Raw genomic sequence first — 16,609 nt, 5'->3', positions numbered from 1 at the left:
CTCACCACCGACCACTCACCACCAATCACTGATTTGCAAGCGCAATATTAATCGGAGTACCGATGCTAACTGCCGGATCTTCGGGGGTTGGAGTTTGGGAGATAACCGTTGCGCTCAAGCTGTCGGCAATCAACCCCATGTAATTGACGGTACCCAAGGTCAGTGAATTGCCTTGCAGCGCAAAACGGGCCTGTTCCAGGGTAAGTCCGATTAAATCAGGTACCTGAACTTCACTGGCTCCTTTCCCATTGCCTAGCACCAGGTCTACAGTTGATCCTTTTGGGATTGGACGTCCGGCATTAAGTCGTTCCCCACCGAATTTTACATCGAGCACCACATCCCTCGCAATATCTGGAATGTAGGTGGTATCGCCCAATTTAAGGCCATAGCTGTTTAATATCGCACGGGCCTCTACAAATGTTTTTTCTAATAATTCGGGGAATGCAACCTCGGGGGCTGTACGTGTAATGATCGTAAGGTACAGGGTTCGGTTTTTTTTAACTTTGGTATTCGGATCCGGATCCTGCTCGATTACCAGACCGGGTTTCGCATCCACCTGATAGATGGAATCTAAATCATACTCAAACCCCAGGGCTTCCAGTTTTTTTAAGGCTTCCTCAATCAGAAGCCCCTTGAGTTCAGGTACGGGGACAGATTCACTATGTCGGGTGTATTGACGAAGGCCGAATACAATGATTAGAAAAAGAACGGTCAGCCCAATCAACGCTCCAATGAGATTTCTTCGGAAAGTTTCTGTTCGTAGATACTGGAAGAATTTTACCATATTCATCTTATCAAATTGGCGGATACATGCAATTCAGCTGTTGTTTAGCAATATTAGCGCCATAGTTTTATACCTCCCCAAATTAACAGGAGATAAGGCGACAAACTTAGATAAACTTGCTTTGATATGCAAGTTTGCGTGTCGTGTACGATGGCTTACCTTTCGGTTACCTGTTTGTTACCTGTTGCTTACCTTTTGCTTAGTACTGCCTTAATTCTTGCTTACTATTCGGCTACCAATCCACTACCTTGATCTTACCATTTCTTTACCAATTCCTTACCTCCGCTATACCATTTCCTTACCAATTCTTTACCAATCCCTTACCAGTTCTTTACCAAAGGGGTAAATAAAAGGTAAATAAGGAGTAAATTAAGGGTAGCGAAAGAATAGCGACAAGCAATGCTAGCGGGTATTGTATTTATACAGTGGGTTGTCTATGTTTGCGGAATCATGAAGACAAAAATAGCCTTGATAACCGGCGGATATACCGGAGAATCCGAAGTTTCTTTTAAGAGTGCGGAATTTGTGTACGGGCAATTGGATCAATCCAAATACGATATTTATAAAATCACCATCACGACAGATAGCTGGTTCCACGTGGGCGATAATGGCGTCAAATATGTAATCAATCGGGATCATTTTACATTGCCCATGGATGGCCAGGTTATCCGTTTTGATCTGGCGTTCATTATGGTGCACGGTTCGCCCGGAGAGGACGGACGTCTCCAGGGCTATTTTGATATGGTAAGACTACCGTATACCTCCTGCGATGCGCTTACCTCAGCATTGACCATGAACAAGGCATATACCAAGGCGGTGTTGGCGGGCATTCCCGAACTGTATTTGGCAAAATCCGTCCAGTTGTTTGATGCTGAACGTGCAGATGCCATAGATCTGGTACGCCGTGAACTATCACTTCCTTACTTTGTCAAACCCAACGCCGGTGGAAGCAGCATCGGGATGACCAAGGTTAATGCCGAAGATGGATTGGCCGATGCCATTGAGAAGGCATTCAACGCAGAAAATACCGGCAAACAGGTGATCGTTGAAGAATTTGTAAAAGGGCGTGAATTTTCAGTAGGGGTATATCGCCGATCGGGCGAAATTGTCGTATTACCGGCAACAGAAGTCATTACCGAACGCGAATTTTTCGATTTTGAAGCCAAGTATGTGCCCGGTCTGACCCAAGAAATAACACCTGCAGACCTGACATCCGAACAACGGGAGCGTGTGGAACGATTGGTAAAAGCGATTTACGTCCGCTTGAACTGTAAGGGTATGGTACGCATCGATTATTTCCTGGAGCGGGAGACGGACCACTTCTATTTCATCGAAATAAATACCGTGCCCGGACAGACTGCCCAAAGTTTCATTCCCCAGCAAGTGCGGGCCGCGGGCATGACCGAGACCGCATTTTACGGCGAGCTGATTGAACAGGCGTTGATCGGTGGTCGGTGACCCCTCACCACCGACCACCGACCACCGACCACTGACCACTATTCCACCACTGACCACTATTCCACCACTTCCACCCATTGCCCTGGCGTGAGGGCCTGAATCCGGTTATCGTACATCGCTTCTACACTTACTGCGGGCAGGAAATAACGTCCTACATACGATGCATTGAGCAATACGCGGTAGGTAAGCGTCTCCTGCTGCCGGATATTGAAATGGGTAAGTACACGATCGTCACGGATATCCTGATAGGTAGCCGGCGACGAGCGAAGAGCCGATTCATTGTCATTGAGCCGGGTGTTGATAATTTCCCAACCGGAAGGGAATATCTGGGCAAGTGCCATGTGTTCATACATCCCCATACTTCCGGTATTCTTCAATGTAACCTCCGCAATGAAATCGGTACCCTGTGTCAACGCCCCGGGGTTGATTTCTTCTCCTTCCCGGTCGGTATACCGTACGTTCATGGTTAGCAATTCGGGGTTGTTGTTTAGGGGTGGATTTTCCCCGGCAGGAAGCTGGCCTTCGCGCACAACGCGCACGTACAGCTTGTTGTTACCTGAGTTCTGCACCTGTATCTGATTGCTTTTATTGCTGAAGTCAATCGGAATGCGATATACATACGTAGTTGCTGAAATGGTGTTTGACTTACCATTAAGCGTATAGGTGAAGTTATTCTTGCCTGCGCTCTGGCCACCGAATTTGCCGATGGCTAACAAGGCATACGCCGTAGTCTGCGTGCTATACCAACTGTCATTATCCAATCCGGCGGCTACGGCAAACAATACTTTTTCGGCCTCTTGCCGACGCCCGATTAAATCCAGGGTCTCCAGGATCATGGCACGGTCACGCAGTGCCGATCCAAAAGTATATCCGGCATTTTCATAGGGTTTGCCTTCGGTGGGACGGTTTTTAACCAGTTGGTTGGCTACAATGCCCTGTCCGGCAAGCTGATAGGCTGCGGCGAGTCGCCAGGCTGCCTCATCCGATAGATAAGGGAATTCCTTGAGTCGGTTCATTGCCCCCAGTTCGGGTGCCTTTGCGAGCGCAAGCAGGTAAAGCCGGTAGGCTTGTACCAGATCCCCGCCTCGCCAGTTATATTGGTCGGGCGCCCAATTTTGAGCCGTATTCCGCTGATAGCGCAGCCATGCTTCCAGGAATCCAGCCGGTAACGTATATCCCTTGGCCTGCGCTTCCAGTAGGAAGTGCCCGGCATAGTTGGTGCCCCATTCATTGGCTTCGTTTGCACCCGGCCAATAACCAAGACCTCCGTTAGCCAATTGGTAATTCCGCAGTCGGTTGATACCGGCCTTGATGTTTCTGTCTACGGCCGCTTTTTCCTGCTCTTTCAGTTCGACCAACCGATCGAGCATGAGCTGCGGAAATACACTGGATGTCACCTGCTCCACGCAGCCATACGGATATCGGATCAGGAAATTGAGCCGTTTGCTGAGGTTAATCGGCGGCAATGACGAGATTTCCACCATGGCGGTATTGCCGTTGCCGGGACCCAGTGGTGCGATGTCCCGCTGCCACGCTGAGTTACCATTGATTTCGGCCTTTTCAACCGAGGTAATGAACGGATTCGGGTTACGGATGTCGATTTCAACTTCGTACACCGCCGTCTCATTTCCGCTTTTTGCAACCGCGCGCAATTTGCCAACACCCGTATTGTTGCCGGTTTTTATGGAGGCATAGGCCATTTGTTCGCCCTGCTGCGTGAAGGTCAGGGTCTGCTTGCCGTTTTGCACGATTAGTCCATCGGTGGCAGTCACTTCGAGACTTACCTGTTTGATGTTGTTTTCCATGGCAAACACAGTGAGCGGCAGCCTGAATGTTTCGTCGGGGCCGATTACACGGGGTAGGGTAGCCAGCAGCATAAGCGGCTTCTTCACGGCAACCGCTTTTTCCGCAAAGCCATAAGCACCATCCTGTCCGGCCACTACCATGGCACGTACCGAACCAATGTATTGGGGCAGGGTGAAGTCATGTTTGTTTTTTCCGCCCTTGCGGAGGGTGAAAGGCCCCAGGAATTTGACCACGGGCTGGAAGCGGTTGGCTTTCGCCGGGTTTACATTCCGGTCGATTTCCCCGTCGCCACCAATGCTTAAAATGCGTTCCAGATCACCTCCCCATGCGCCCAGCACCTGATCAAATAGATCCCATGATTTGACGCCAAGTGCTTCACGTGCGTAGAAACTGGCATGCGGATCCGGTGTTTTAAACCGCGTGAGGTCGAGCAGCCCTTCGTCTACCAGGGCAATGGTATACGCCATCGCTTTCCCATTGGATTCGGATACGGTGATGCTCGATTTGGTTTCCGGACGCAGTACGTCTGCCATGCTGATCTGGGGATTTAAGACGGTCTTGGGATTTTCGACCAGCAGCGGAATTACGCCGTACATCCGGATGGGGAGGTCATTGGCGGTCTGCTCGTGGGGTTGTAGCAGGGTAACGTTTACAAATACATTGGGTGCCATCTCTTCGGTCACCTTGAATTTATAAACCGTCTGTCCCTGTTGGGTTTTGATCCACCAGCTTTGCAGTACCCGGCTACCGTTTTCAATGCTGATAAGGCCGCGGCCACCTTCCGAAGAGGGAATGGTTAAGGTCACTTCCTCACCCGCCTGATAGGTTTCTTTATCAGACGTAAACGACAGCATGGATGCTTCCGTCGGATTGCTTTGCTGCTCGCGTTGGGCCCAACCCGGCCAGTCTATGTACAACGTTTTTCCAGTGGCGTGGCCACTTTCCAGATCGACCACCCGCACCAAATAGCGGCCCCAGTCGGGATAGTTTACGCGGATGTTCCATTTTCCACTGCCGTTGTTGAGGGTGATGGTTTCTTTTTTGAGCAATTGATTGTATTGGTCCTGCGTAAAGTTGCCAAGGTATTCTTCCTCCTGGTTCCACCACCATTGCCAACGAATTTTATAGAATTCTACCTGTACACGGCGGGTTCCGGATATTTTTTTTCCAGTTGCGTCTACATCTACGATATCCACGGAGTGGTCCTGATCCGTGAGCAGCATGCCCGAAAGGCGATCGCCTTCAGGAGTACGCAGCCCTACATAACTGGCGTAAGGGCTGTAAGGCATGCTGATGTTATCGATACTGAAGTTGCCGCCGGGTTCAAACACACGGGTGGTGAAACTGGCACGCAGCATCCCCGGAGCCCCGTTGGTGGCCGTAATGTCGGCGGGAAAAGCGGCATTGCCCTGTTGGTTCAGGGTGCCGTCAAATAGCACCTGGCTTTCCGAAGTAAACGTACGTGTCGGATCGTCAAAGGTATAGGGTTTGTAATCGGGAAATGTTGTTTTGACCGGTGTTACCACGGCTTCTACGCGCGCCTTGAGGTTTTGCACATCCGCACCGAAGAGCCACTTTGCCGAAAGCGCTACAGGTGTGTTGCTGTTCTTGTTCAAAACCTTGCGATTGCCAAAATCCAACGTAATGCGCAGGCGGTTGGGCATTACGGTTTCTATTTTCAACGTTTTCTGAAAGGTTGCGCCGCCCACGCTTACCTTCGCCAACCAATTGCCCGTAGGCGCTGTGGTTTCCGTTTTGGTTTTGAAGGTATAAAAGCCATTGGTTTGCTTGGATTCGACCATCCGCTTGGTCAGTTGGCCCTTCGGGTTATACAACTCGAAAGTGACCGGATGCTCCGCCGGGAGGTTGGCCGACTGGTTTTCCATGATGAAGCTGAGGTAAAGCGAGTCGCCGGGGCGCCAGACGCCGCGTTCACCATAAATAAACCCTTTAATACCTTTTTGTACTACGTCCCCTCCCACGTCAAACCGGCTTAAGGGTAGGGTAGAGCCGTCGTCCAATTTAAGGTAACCCCGTTCATCGTTTTTTGATGCAATGAGCATAAACGGCTTCCGGGTGGCTTCAATACGGGCAAACCCTTCGTTATCGGTAGTGGCAGTCTGGATAACCTGTTGCTGGTAATCCAGCAACTTCACTTCTACACCCTGCAGGGGCTGCGTAGTGAGGATATCGGTGGCGACGACGGTTACACTGTTGTCATTGCCCCGCTTGGCGATGAGGCCGATATTAGACGCCAGCATATCACGGCTAGCCCAGCGTTCGGTTGTGTAATAAGCGCTATGGCACGGATTGTCGCGTTCGTTCCAGTCGTAATCATACGGATAGTAGCTATTGTAGCGCGACCAGAACTCATCGTCTTCGTCGATATCATCCGAATAATAGTAGCTGCTTTGTTCGTTTTCGGCATCTTCGATTTCCGCTGAATCTGCATCCCCACAGGGATAAACTGAATAGCTGTGGCGGAAACCGATCAAAACACGGTAAATCGCACCGGGTTCGGTTTTCAATAAATTGTCAATATCCAGCGAAAAGCGGTTTTTCTTGCGTAAGTTCACACTTTTATCTGCATCCAGTGCGATGGTTTTCTGGACTACCGGCTTGGCGACACGGCGCAGTTCGTATTTGCTGTCATACGTGTTTTGAAAATACTGAGGGACGTTATTTTCATAGATTTTTACGATGGTTACGTCTACGGCCCTTAGGTTCACTGCTTCAAAAGGCATGGTCAACCTGCCGGATCCGGGCAGGATGGTGCCTTTTCCCGGAATACTCACCGACGGTAGGCGGTTTTCGAAATTGACATTGGCGGAATAGGCAGCGGTGATTTTTTTGCCGCTGATATTTTCGATACCCTCGTTTACCGCAATTGCATAATCACCTTCAAGCCGATCGGGTGCATATACCTTTACCTCACTGCCGTCGATGGTGTACCGGGCATCGCTCACACCGCTGATTCCGATGAGACCATCGAGCTGTTGGGCCACCAGGATGGGGTCTGAAAACTGAACCAGCACAAATTGCTCGGGTTCATGCACGGCACGGATGTCCAGTACTTTAAACACACCCTTAGCTGGCACTTCAATGTTTTTTTGATCGCTTCTTTTAGATTTTATGGGCGAGCCATCCCATTTTAAGGATATTCCATACGCTTCTTTGCGCTTTTCGAGCGAATCGATGGTAAAGGAGGAAGTACGTGTCTGCGCGTTGTGTTGCCATTTGATGGTCAACCGGTTACTTCCGGCGGTCGCTTCCAGGATTTTTTCAATGTTTTCCGGTGTTTCAATATCCGCAAACGATAGGGTTCCGGTTAATTTCATCAGATCGGGAGCGGAACTGGTTTGGGATTTCAGACCATCTAATTCGATGCTAAAGGAGGGATCGATGATTTTGAAGTCGAAGATGAAGTTTTTGAGGTCATCCGGTACTTCAATGACTTTCCCGAGATCAAACGTTACCTGGTATTCTTTGGAAGGATCAAACTGCTTTTCGGGAATAAACTCCACTGTGCGGGCATCTATCCAACGTGTTTTTCCTTTTACTGCCGGATGGATGGTAAAAAGCTTCCGTGTTTCCTCCACATTGGTCTCCTGAAAAGTGTTCACCTGCGATGCCAGGCGGAGGCGTATGGTACTTTCGCGCGATATCACGCCCGTAGTATAACCTTCCACATATTTAGCGAAAGCAGTGTTGCCAGCGTTGGTTTCCGCAGGACCGCGGCATTGCCAGGTCAGCGCTACGACAATTGCTAAGACAATCCAGGAAAAGGACATGCGTGGCATCGAATTGGCGTTGTTCATCTTTATAGGAGTTTGTGGAAGCGAAAGTAACCATTTTTTAGGCTAATTTCCTCATTCGCAGTTGATGAAAAGAAAAATAGCTGTTTTTAGGGATATCATCCAACTGTTTGATCGGGCGGCGGTTAACGTACGCTTTTCCACCAATGTGTGAATACGTGCGCAGAATCGTTAAGAAATACTGTTTCGCCGATTTTGGGTGTCAAAAGCGGTAGCTGCACCTTTTTATTGGCTTCCGTGATTTGGATCAGCGGATCATCCCAGGTGTGCATGGCCAATGAAAATTTCGAATTATGTACGGGAAAAACCGATTGCGCATGTAAGTCCTGTGCTGCTTGCAGGACTTGTTCGGGCAACATGTGGATGTATATCCATGCAGTGTTGTATTGCCCGTCTTCGAGGATCGCCAGGTCAAACGGCCCGTATTGCTTACCGATGTCCGCAAAATGCTTGCCGTACCCGCTATCCCCGCCGATGAAGATTCGTTGTGAAGGCGTATTCAGAACGAACGATGTCCACAGCGTGCCGTTTCGCTTAAAACCGCGACCCGAAAAATGCCGGGCAGGCGCGGCCCGTATGGTAAAGCCATCTTCCAAATCGGCTATTTCATGCCAGTCAAGCTCCGTAATTTTTGACGGCGCATAGCCCCAATATTCGAGATGGGCGCCCACACCTAATGGACAAATGACCTGTTTCACCTGTGGCGCTATTTTCTTAACGGTAGGGTAGTCGAGGTGATCCCAATGATCGTGGGTGATGATCAAAAAATCGATGGGCGGAATATCCTCGACGTGGTAGTCTGTTGTGCCGGGAAAGCTCTTGGTAGTAAAAGAGACCGGAGATGCGTGGCCGTTGAATACGGGATCTACCAGCAGACGTTTGCCTCCTGTCTGAATATAATAGGAAGAGTGACCAAACCAGATCAAAGCGTCTGCTTGGGAGTCCAACGCATGGATATTCGTTCGGACATGCGGGATGCTATCAACGGGAACCTGTCTCGGCGTCTTGTTGAACAGGAAACCCCAGATAACCGAAAGCATGTTAACACCTTCGGCTAAATCAGGCGTATTCTCCAGGTTTTGGAAACTCCCGTTTTTGTAGTTGGGAGAACTTTTGATCCGTTCCAATCTTGCACCGGTCGGCGCTTTGCCAAATTGGGGCTGTTGAAGGAAAATAATGACTGCGAGCACCAAAACCGCACAGATAAGAAGGAAGTATAGAAACATTCGTTTGAAGATTTTCTTCATGCTTTTGGCCTGGAAATCTCGGCAAATTAATTGTGCCCGGCTCAATAATCCAATCCGTCAGGTGATTTTTTACAATCGGCTGACGGCATGGAGATCGTTTACCCAACTAAATGCGGGATAAAAAGGTGTCAATCTCGTGATTGAATGTTTCTGGATTTTCAAGATTAGGCAGGTGGCCGCATTCGGCAATTTCCACGTAAACTGCATTCGAGATCCCAGACACGAGAATCCCCGCTTGTTCCCGGGTGGTGATCTTATCTTCCGCACCGCGGACAACGAGTACGGGAACGGCGATGTCTTTCAGGCTATCGGTGGTATCTGTACGGGAAGCCAATGCGAGTAAAGTGGCGCAAATGCTGCTTTCGGTGTTCCTTCGGATACTGCTCTTGATCAGATCGACCGCATCACGGTTTTCCAACAAACTTTTTTGGGAGAATACGTTGTTGACAAAACCGATGGAAAAAGGCCTGCGTCCGTTTTTGAGTACGGACTGAATGCTGTCAAAACGTTTCAATTTGGCCGCATTGTCATCTGCCAGTGAATGCGTGTCACTGAGTATCATGCCCGAAAAAGCCCCCGGCTGAATCTGGTAGGCCCGTAGCGCAATGTAACCACCCATCGATACCCCGCAGAGAATGGACTTTTCAATGGATAGTTTTTTGAGGAATGCCAGCAGATCTTTGGCAAAAACATCTACGCTGAAGAAGCCATGTCCTATGGTGCTGTTGCCGTGACCCCGCACATCCAGCGCAATACCGGTCACACCGGGTGGCAGCGACTCCAACTGCGGAAGCCACATATTTTTATTGAATGGAAATCCATGGATGAATACCAAGGTATGTTCTGGAGCGGGAGACTCCTTTAATAAATAGCTTATGCTGATGTCGCCAAGTCGGATTCGTTTTCGTTTAATCAGGCTTTTTTTATATTCCATATTTGGGCTTAACAATTAAAAACAACGATATGTTTCGCTTTTAAAAGTAATAAAATCAGGGAACTAATCCAAGACAGTTCTTGTTAGGCTCATTTTTTCTAAAAATATTTCGTTGGTATCGTTGAGATTTCTATCTTTGCAAACCGATTCGGGAATGCGCTTGTAGCTTAACTGGATAGAGCACCTGACTACGGATCAGGAGGTTAGGGGTTCGACTCCCTTCAAGCGCACATGTTTCACTTACATAGCCTAATCATGATGTTGGTTAGGCTATTATTTTTCACGCGTATATTATGCTAAACCTTGTTTTATTTGGCCCTCCGGGAGCAGGGAAGGGTACCCAATCGCAGAAGCTAATCGACCGCTATCAGTTGGTGCACATTTCAACAGGCGATCTTTTTCGGGCACATATCAGCAACCAGACAGCACTGGGGCAGCAGGTAAGCAAGCTGATTGCCGACGGTGAATTGGTGCCTGATTCCATCACCATTGCGATGCTGGAAGAAGAAATCGTTAAGAATCCCGAAGCAAAGGGATTTATTTTTGATGGATTTCCGCGCACCGTCGCCCAAGCTGAAGCCCTGGATCGTTTTCTGGAATCCAAGGGAACGGCCATTACCGGCGTGGTCGCACTGGACGTAACCGAGGAAGAACTTACGGCCCGGATTGCCAAACGGAAGGCAATAAGCAACCGTGCGGATGACGACAGCGAGAAGCTTAAAAAGCGGATTGAAGAATATTTCAATAAAACCATTCACGTACTCCCATATTACGAGCAACAGGGCAAGCTCACCAAGGTCAACGGTATTGGTGATATTGATGCCATTTTCGAGGAAATCAAGGGTGTGGTAGATGGCCTGTTGATTTGATGGTTCGTTGATTTGGTAACGATCAACTGTCAATTATCCATTGTCAGCTATTAACTATAAAAAGTGGCCCAAGGATCAAATTTTGTCGATTATGTAAAGGTTTGCTGCCGCTCCGGGCGGGGCGGGGCAGGCTCTGCACATCTACATCGCGATAAATTCACGGCAAAGGGAGGTCCCGATGGCGGCGATGGCGGCAGAGGCGGACATATTTTACTAAAAGGGAATGCACAACTCTGGACCTTACTGCACCTGAAATACCGGAAGCACATTATTGCAGAAGACGGCCAACCGGGCGGCAGTGCATTGAAGCATGGAGCCAATGGAAAGGATGAGGTGCTGGAAGTGCCTTTAGGTACCGTAGCACGCCATGCGGATACCAACGACGTGCTTTTTGATATTACCGAAGACGGGGAAACCAAGGTGCTGACCGCCGGCGGGCGGGGAGGTCTTGGTAACTGGCATTTTAAAAGCCCAACCCAGCAAACACCCCGATTTGCACAACCGGGTGAACCCGGAAAGGAAGAGTGGATTGTGCTTGAACTGAAGGTGTTAGCGGATGTAGGGCTGGTAGGGTTTCCGAATGCCGGAAAGTCGACGTTATTGTCTGTCCTGTCGGCAGCAAAACCCGAAATTGCCGATTACCCCTTTACAACGCTGGTGCCTAATTTGGGTATTGTTTCATATCGCGACAATCGGTCGTTTGTCATGGCTGATATCCCCGGAATCATTGAGGGCGCTTCGGAAGGAAAAGGGTTGGGGCATCGTTTTCTGCGCCACATCGAACGCAACTCGGTGTTATTGTTTATGATCCCCGCCGACACAACCCGAACGATCGCCGAGGAATACCGGATACTCTTGAATGAATTGATCGCGTTTAATCCGGAACTGAAAGATAAACCGCGTATTTTGGCGATTACGAAATCGGATTTACTGGACGATGAACTCCAGCAGGAAATGGCGACGGAAGTGCCGGATGGAATTCCTTATCTTTTCATCTCATCCGTTTCAAACAAAAACATCCAACAGTTAAAAGATAAGATCTGGCAGGCAATCAACGGTTGATGGCAGGATTTCCGGTTCAATACTGCTCATTTTCGTTCGGGAATTCGGATGCCTTTACGTCGCGTATATATTGACCGACAGCCTCATTAATTTCCTCATATAAATTGAGATACTGCCGTAGGAATTTAGGTTTAAACCCTTTATTTAGCCCGAGCATATCGTGTACCACCAACACTTGTCCATCGCATTTGGCCCCTGCACCAATGCCGATTGTGGGGATGTGAAGGCTCCCGGTTACTTCTGCCGCCAGTTCAGCAGGGATTTTCTCCAGCACCACGGCAAAACATCCGGCTTCTTCCAGGCATTTCGCATCCGTTTTTAATTTATTGGCTTCGGCTTCTTCTTTAGCCCGGACCGTATAGGTGCCGAATTTGTATATCGATTGAGGGGTGAGGCCGAGGTGTCCCATCACCGGAATGCCGGCATTGACAATGTGTCTTACCGTTTCCTCGATTTCGATGCCTCCTTCCACTTTAAGGCCGTGTGCACCGGTTTCTTTCATGACACGTACGGCGGCCTTTAATGCATCACTGCTGTCTCCCTGATAGGTGCCAAAGGGCAGATCTACGATAACCAATGCGCGTTTGGCGGCGCGGACTACCGCAGAAGCATGGATCATCATCTCTTCTAAGGTAATAGGCACTGTCGTTTCATAACCTGCCATTACGTTCGCTGCCGAATCACCGACCAATATGATGTCGATCCCCGCGTCGTCCAGCACTTTAGCCATCGAATAATCATAGCCGGTCAATACAGCGATCTTTTCGCCGCTATCCTTCATCGTGCGGATGGTGTGGGTGGTGATACGCTTGATTTCTTTGTTTACTGACATAAGGCAAACGTAAGAAAAAATCTGAAAAGTGTGTAAGATCACTCAATATTGCCTCGCTGCTTGGTAATGCTGTTGTTTTAAGTCATCTGCCAATGTCGCCGGATGCAGCACTTTTACCTCTTTGCCATACGAAAGTAGCTCCATGATAAAGTCATGTGTGATGTAAATGCGTAGCTTAACACGTAGCTCCTGTTCGTTGTCATGGATGATTTCCTGACTTTCATGTAGTGGTAATGATTTGATATATTTCCCTTGGAAAGGTGTAAATGAAAGTTCTACCTCTTCTACTTGCTGTCCCTCTTCTGGTAGGATAATACCAAAGGATGAACGGAATATATTTTCTATGTTTATTTCGTTGGACTTTGTGAATTTCTTTTTAGTAAACTCTATTCCAGATATGCGATCAAGCCCAAACAGCCGCAGTTCCTGTTTATCTATATCGCGGCATAGGAGATACCATCGATGTTTGGCTTCTTTGAGCGCATAAGGCTCTACCTTGCGGGTTTCGCCGCTGGATTCATAGAACTTATGGTATTGGAAAGTGATGGTTAACTTGTTCTGTATCGCATGTAGCAATCCATACATATTTTCAGTGCCTTGAGGTCTGCGTCGTTCAAAGCTAACCTCTCCGGTTTTGTTGCCACCCACTTTTAACAGATTGAAGACATCAAAAGCTTCGAGATGACGCGCGTCCGTTTCTTCCGATGTGCCTATCCAGTATTTTTTTGTAGACCGATTGTTTTCGATTTCGATTCCGTAGAGGGAAAAGATGTCATCCTTATCCCGTTGAAATTGCCGTTGGCCTACATACAATCTGTATTGCTGTATTTCGGATTCTTGCCGAAGGAACTGATCGATTTCTTTCCAGGTGTAAGGTCGGACACGGAGCTTATTGATAACTAATTGGTGTCGGATTAAGGTCTCTCGTAATGACATGACTTTTGTTGTTTCTGCAAAGGTAAAGTTAGATGGCGACAAAATATGTCGCTATAATCCAAGAAATGTAGCAATTTGTTGTGAATAGGGTATGCTTGGCTTAACCGACGAGAGGTATTCTACCGACGAAGCGGGTATCAAAACAATCTTGATATCAAACACGAACGATTCGCTAAGTAATTTCCTATCTGCCGCTGTATTGATATCCCGATATGAATCCGGATTCGTGCGGTTCCATTCGGAAATGGAGCAACGTAGTGTAATTCCCGATGGTTTAATTTCCGGTTTCTCAATGGAAATGCCAAATTCTGCATAGTCGTCAAATAAGGAGTGGCTCCACCACCATTCGGGATTAACACTGTCCCCGCGATCACTCCAATAATAAGTATCTTGTCTTTTGATATATACAAAAACCAGCCCTTTTTCTACATAGTCCGCTAACCCGTCGATTTTAAAAGTGATTTCGGAATTGAATGTATTTGAAGGCACGACATCTCCGTTATAATCAATAAAATTGGGTTCTTTGACGAGGTTTTCAAATTGAACATTGTCCTTAAAAAAAACCTTCACGCCGTTTTGCTCGGGTGTTTTCAAACTGATGGGGCTACCCCAGCCGTTTTGTGTCTTCGGTCCGAATATGGCGAGATTCGTTTTGTCAAAATAATAGTCTCCTAATTTACCGGTGCTTTCTGAGGGTACGCCGTCTCCACCGATGAATGATGCTCCGTCATTGCCGGGAGAACCCTGCTCCCCTTTTAGGCTGATCGGCTTACCCCAACCTTCTTCTGTTTTGGGGCCATAGAGTACTCCCGAAGATAGGTCAAGATAAAAATCTCCGGTCTTTCCGATGTTGGATGAGGGTGTAGTCGCCCCGCTTAGGATGGTTGCACCATCCTTGCCGGTTATTCCTTTCGGCCCCTGGGGTCCCTTCGGTCCTTCGGGGCCGGGAATTTGCTTGCCGCAGCCTGCGTTTAAAAGTACAGCTAATAAGAAAAGGTAAGTGTTTTTCATTGTTCCATCATTTATATGTCCGATATGGATTGTTTATCATTATGCGGACAAAGATGATGGCTGATGGCGACAAGGGAGGTCGTTGGAAAATTTATTTTTTATGCTTGCTTGTCTTGTGCTTATGAAATCAACTCATCGTAATATTTAGCAGCTTGGGCAAGATGGGGAAACAGTTCCTTTATTTCATCTCCGTTTATTACTACAGTATGGGGTGGCACCATCGCTTCGCTGAACGTACTTTTTCCTGCGCCGTTTGGTCCAACGATGAAATAGAAGCTGGGTGTTGTCAATATAGGTCTCTAAGCTTTATAAACTTCAGGTTAGCATCTACGGCAACAAGTTCTTCGTGGCCATCCGGATATTGATGTATGAATTCATTTGTGCCCTCACATCGCTCATCCCTATATACCTTAAGTACACCAGCTTCAAACTGCTTTTGATGAAGCTTTTGCGCTACGATATTAAGTTTATCTTGGGTAGTTGCCAACGATGAATCCGAAAGTGTCTTGGCTCCCATGGTGTTATTTTTAACAAAAATAACAGTTTTATAGGGTATAATCAACTAAGCAACTGTTTTTATAATTTTCAAACAGCTTTAGGATGTTTTCCTTTCCCACTGGGTTTTGCGAATGGCACAGGACGCGGGGTAGCGGCACCTGATGATCCATGACGTAATCAACTAACCATTTGGCGCAGTCGTAGCCGGAAAGTTTTGTTTCACCGTTTTCATCCACGCCCAAATCATGATCGAATGAAATCAAATCGGGCAGGCCATTTTCGGTGATGTAGTTAACGAATTGGTTAAAATCCCTCACCACCCGCCATCCGTCGCTGGCGTATACACTGTTTTCAGTTGAGGTAGTGTACAGTAATACGTCTTTCGGATGGTGGATGTCGTCGAGGAAGATCATTTATTAGCGATTCAAAAGCCTTGTAGATACGAGTAGTACGATAAATGGTTATATCCTGTTAAGTAAGAGATTTTCGATATACAGTTTTGGATTTTGGTATTTAATCCTTCTTCCGAATATGGATGGATGATATCCGCCAAATATTTCGGTTGCGGTATTTATTTTAGATTTGATTTCGTTCGTGAAATAGCCTCTAAGACTTTTGCCTTGTAAAATAATTACATTTGGCTTAATAATATTTATTATTTCAATTAGCAGCGATATTTCTCTATTACGATGTATTAGTTCACGGTCACTCGCCCCAGTTCTTGACTCTCTCCCTATTTCCACAAAATTGTAAAAGTTTACCAATGCGATGTTTGACAAGAGGGTGTTCGGCAAAATGGTCCAGTTTTTCTTTATTGCTCCCCGGAAGAACTGGCTGGACTCTTCTAGAATTTTCCATTCTTGTTCCCAATTATAATCATCCTTCAAAAAATATAAAGTCGTCCCATAAGTTCCTGCGATATGTGCATTCATCTCCATGGGAGTTTGGTAGCAGACACTGTTTTTTCTTTCTTCAAAATCTTGATAAGAATTAATTTTGAAGCCAGAGTCGACAAATTTTTCGTCTTTACCTATATCCAAACTAACAAATAGAATTTTCCTTTTACAACTCAGATAGTTATCTCCAACTGCAATTTTGGTCGCAAATCTTTTATTCTGGTCAGCTAGAATACCTGTTGATTTATCGATTGACAACTCATCAAAGAATCTGTCATATACTTCGTTCAATTTTTCGAGATGTGTTTTCATTTATTATAATGTGTTAAGTATTATTTTGTTGTTTGGAAAATCAGAAATATTGTGATGAATTATAATTGTAATCTTCCCTTAGCTAGCTACATTCAAAACTAAAGAATTCCAATCAGATTTGCTATTGCTATCCTGTTGGAATGTGGGAA

14 protein-coding genes and 1 tRNA gene are annotated in these 16,609 nt (G+C 47.2%); 4 read left to right on the top strand and 11 right to left on the bottom strand.

The annotated features are described in order from the left end of the window. Positions 1 to 25 precede the first annotated feature (25 nt). Positions 26 to 790 (bottom strand): PASTA domain-containing protein, encoded by a 765-nt coding sequence (locus IEX60_RS21915; protein WP_308420774.1) that lies wholly within the window; start codon positions 788 to 790, stop codon positions 26 to 28. Between the two features lie 444 nt (positions 791 to 1,234). Between IEX60_RS21915 and IEX60_RS21910 the strand changes: the two genes are divergently transcribed. Further along, positions 1,235 to 2,242, top strand: a complete 1,008-nt coding sequence (locus IEX60_RS21910) for a D-alanine--D-alanine ligase (protein ID WP_188753539.1) — start codon at positions 1,235 to 1,237, stop codon at positions 2,240 to 2,242. 56 nt (positions 2,243 to 2,298) lie between these two features. On the opposite strand, the gene IEX60_RS21905 is transcribed toward IEX60_RS21910, so the two are convergent. From IEX60_RS21905 to IEX60_RS21895, 3 genes are all read right to left on the bottom strand, one after another. Continuing rightward, positions 2,299 to 7,866, bottom strand: a complete 5,568-nt coding sequence (locus IEX60_RS21905) for an alpha-2-macroglobulin family protein (protein ID WP_188753538.1) — start codon at positions 7,864 to 7,866, stop codon at positions 2,299 to 2,301. Positions 7,867 to 7,988: 122 nt separating this feature from the next. Beyond that, entirely contained in the window at positions 7,989 to 9,110 is a 1,122-nt protein-coding gene (locus tag IEX60_RS21900; RefSeq protein ID WP_229717705.1) for an MBL fold metallo-hydrolase, read from the bottom strand. Positions 9,111 to 9,216: 106 nt separating this feature from the next. Next, a complete protein-coding gene (locus IEX60_RS21895; protein ID WP_188753537.1) occupies positions 9,217 to 10,044 on the bottom strand; it encodes an alpha/beta fold hydrolase in 828 nt (275 codons plus the stop codon). Positions 10,045 to 10,200: 156 nt separating this feature from the next. Between IEX60_RS21895 and IEX60_RS21890 the strand changes: the two genes are divergently transcribed. From IEX60_RS21890 to obgE, 3 genes are all read left to right on the top strand, one after another. After that, positions 10,201 to 10,274, top strand: a tRNA-Arg gene (locus IEX60_RS21890). A gap of 63 nt (positions 10,275 to 10,337) precedes the next feature. Then, positions 10,338 to 10,913, top strand: a complete 576-nt coding sequence (locus IEX60_RS21885; RefSeq protein WP_188753536.1) for an adenylate kinase — start codon at positions 10,338 to 10,340, stop codon at positions 10,911 to 10,913. Between the two features lie 63 nt (positions 10,914 to 10,976). Next, on the top strand, positions 10,977 to 11,975 hold the full coding sequence (obgE, locus tag IEX60_RS21880) for a GTPase ObgE (protein WP_188753535.1): 999 nt from the start codon (positions 10,977 to 10,979) through the stop codon (positions 11,973 to 11,975). A 16-nt stretch (positions 11,976 to 11,991) separates the two neighbouring features. Here obgE and panB read toward each other — a convergent pair whose 3' ends face one another. The 7 genes from panB to IEX60_RS21845 all read right to left on the bottom strand — a co-directional run bounded on the left by panB (position 11,992) and on the right by IEX60_RS21845 (position 16,460). Then, on the bottom strand, positions 11,992 to 12,807 hold the full coding sequence (gene panB / locus IEX60_RS21875; RefSeq protein ID WP_188753534.1) for a 3-methyl-2-oxobutanoate hydroxymethyltransferase: 816 nt from the start codon (positions 12,805 to 12,807) through the stop codon (positions 11,992 to 11,994). Between the two features lie 42 nt (positions 12,808 to 12,849). Next, positions 12,850 to 13,743: a helix-turn-helix transcriptional regulator gene (locus IEX60_RS21870; RefSeq protein ID WP_188753533.1), complete on the bottom strand. Its 894-nt coding sequence runs from the start codon at positions 13,741 to 13,743 to the stop codon at positions 12,850 to 12,852. 51 nt (positions 13,744 to 13,794) lie between these two features. Beyond that, on the bottom strand, positions 13,795 to 14,754 hold the full coding sequence (locus tag IEX60_RS21865; protein WP_188753532.1) for a collagen-like domain-containing protein: 960 nt from the start codon (positions 14,752 to 14,754) through the stop codon (positions 13,795 to 13,797). 119 nt (positions 14,755 to 14,873) lie between these two features. Continuing rightward, a complete protein-coding gene (locus tag IEX60_RS21860; protein WP_188753531.1) occupies positions 14,874 to 15,044 on the bottom strand; it encodes a zeta toxin family protein in 171 nt (56 codons plus the stop codon). Continuing rightward, on the bottom strand, positions 15,041 to 15,271 hold the full coding sequence (locus IEX60_RS21855; RefSeq protein ID WP_188753530.1) for a hypothetical protein: 231 nt from the start codon (positions 15,269 to 15,271) through the stop codon (positions 15,041 to 15,043). The genes IEX60_RS21860 and IEX60_RS21855 overlap by 4 nt, the downstream gene beginning before the upstream one ends. Positions 15,272 to 15,299: 28 nt before the next feature. After that, the gene (locus tag IEX60_RS21850) at positions 15,300 to 15,665 is read right to left on the bottom strand and encodes a cyclic-phosphate processing receiver domain-containing protein (RefSeq protein WP_229717704.1); all 366 of its coding nucleotides are present in this window, start codon (positions 15,663 to 15,665) and stop codon (positions 15,300 to 15,302) included. A 48-nt stretch (positions 15,666 to 15,713) separates the two neighbouring features. Then, positions 15,714 to 16,460 (bottom strand): hypothetical protein, encoded by a 747-nt coding sequence (locus IEX60_RS21845; protein WP_188753529.1) that lies wholly within the window; start codon positions 16,458 to 16,460, stop codon positions 15,714 to 15,716. Positions 16,461 to 16,609 lie beyond the last annotated feature (149 nt).

This window comes from Parapedobacter defluvii (assembly GCF_014642075.1).
Taxonomy (GTDB): Bacteria; Bacteroidota; Bacteroidia; order Sphingobacteriales; family Sphingobacteriaceae; genus Parapedobacter; species Parapedobacter defluvii.
This window is presented reverse-complemented; position numbering and strand designations above follow the sequence as displayed.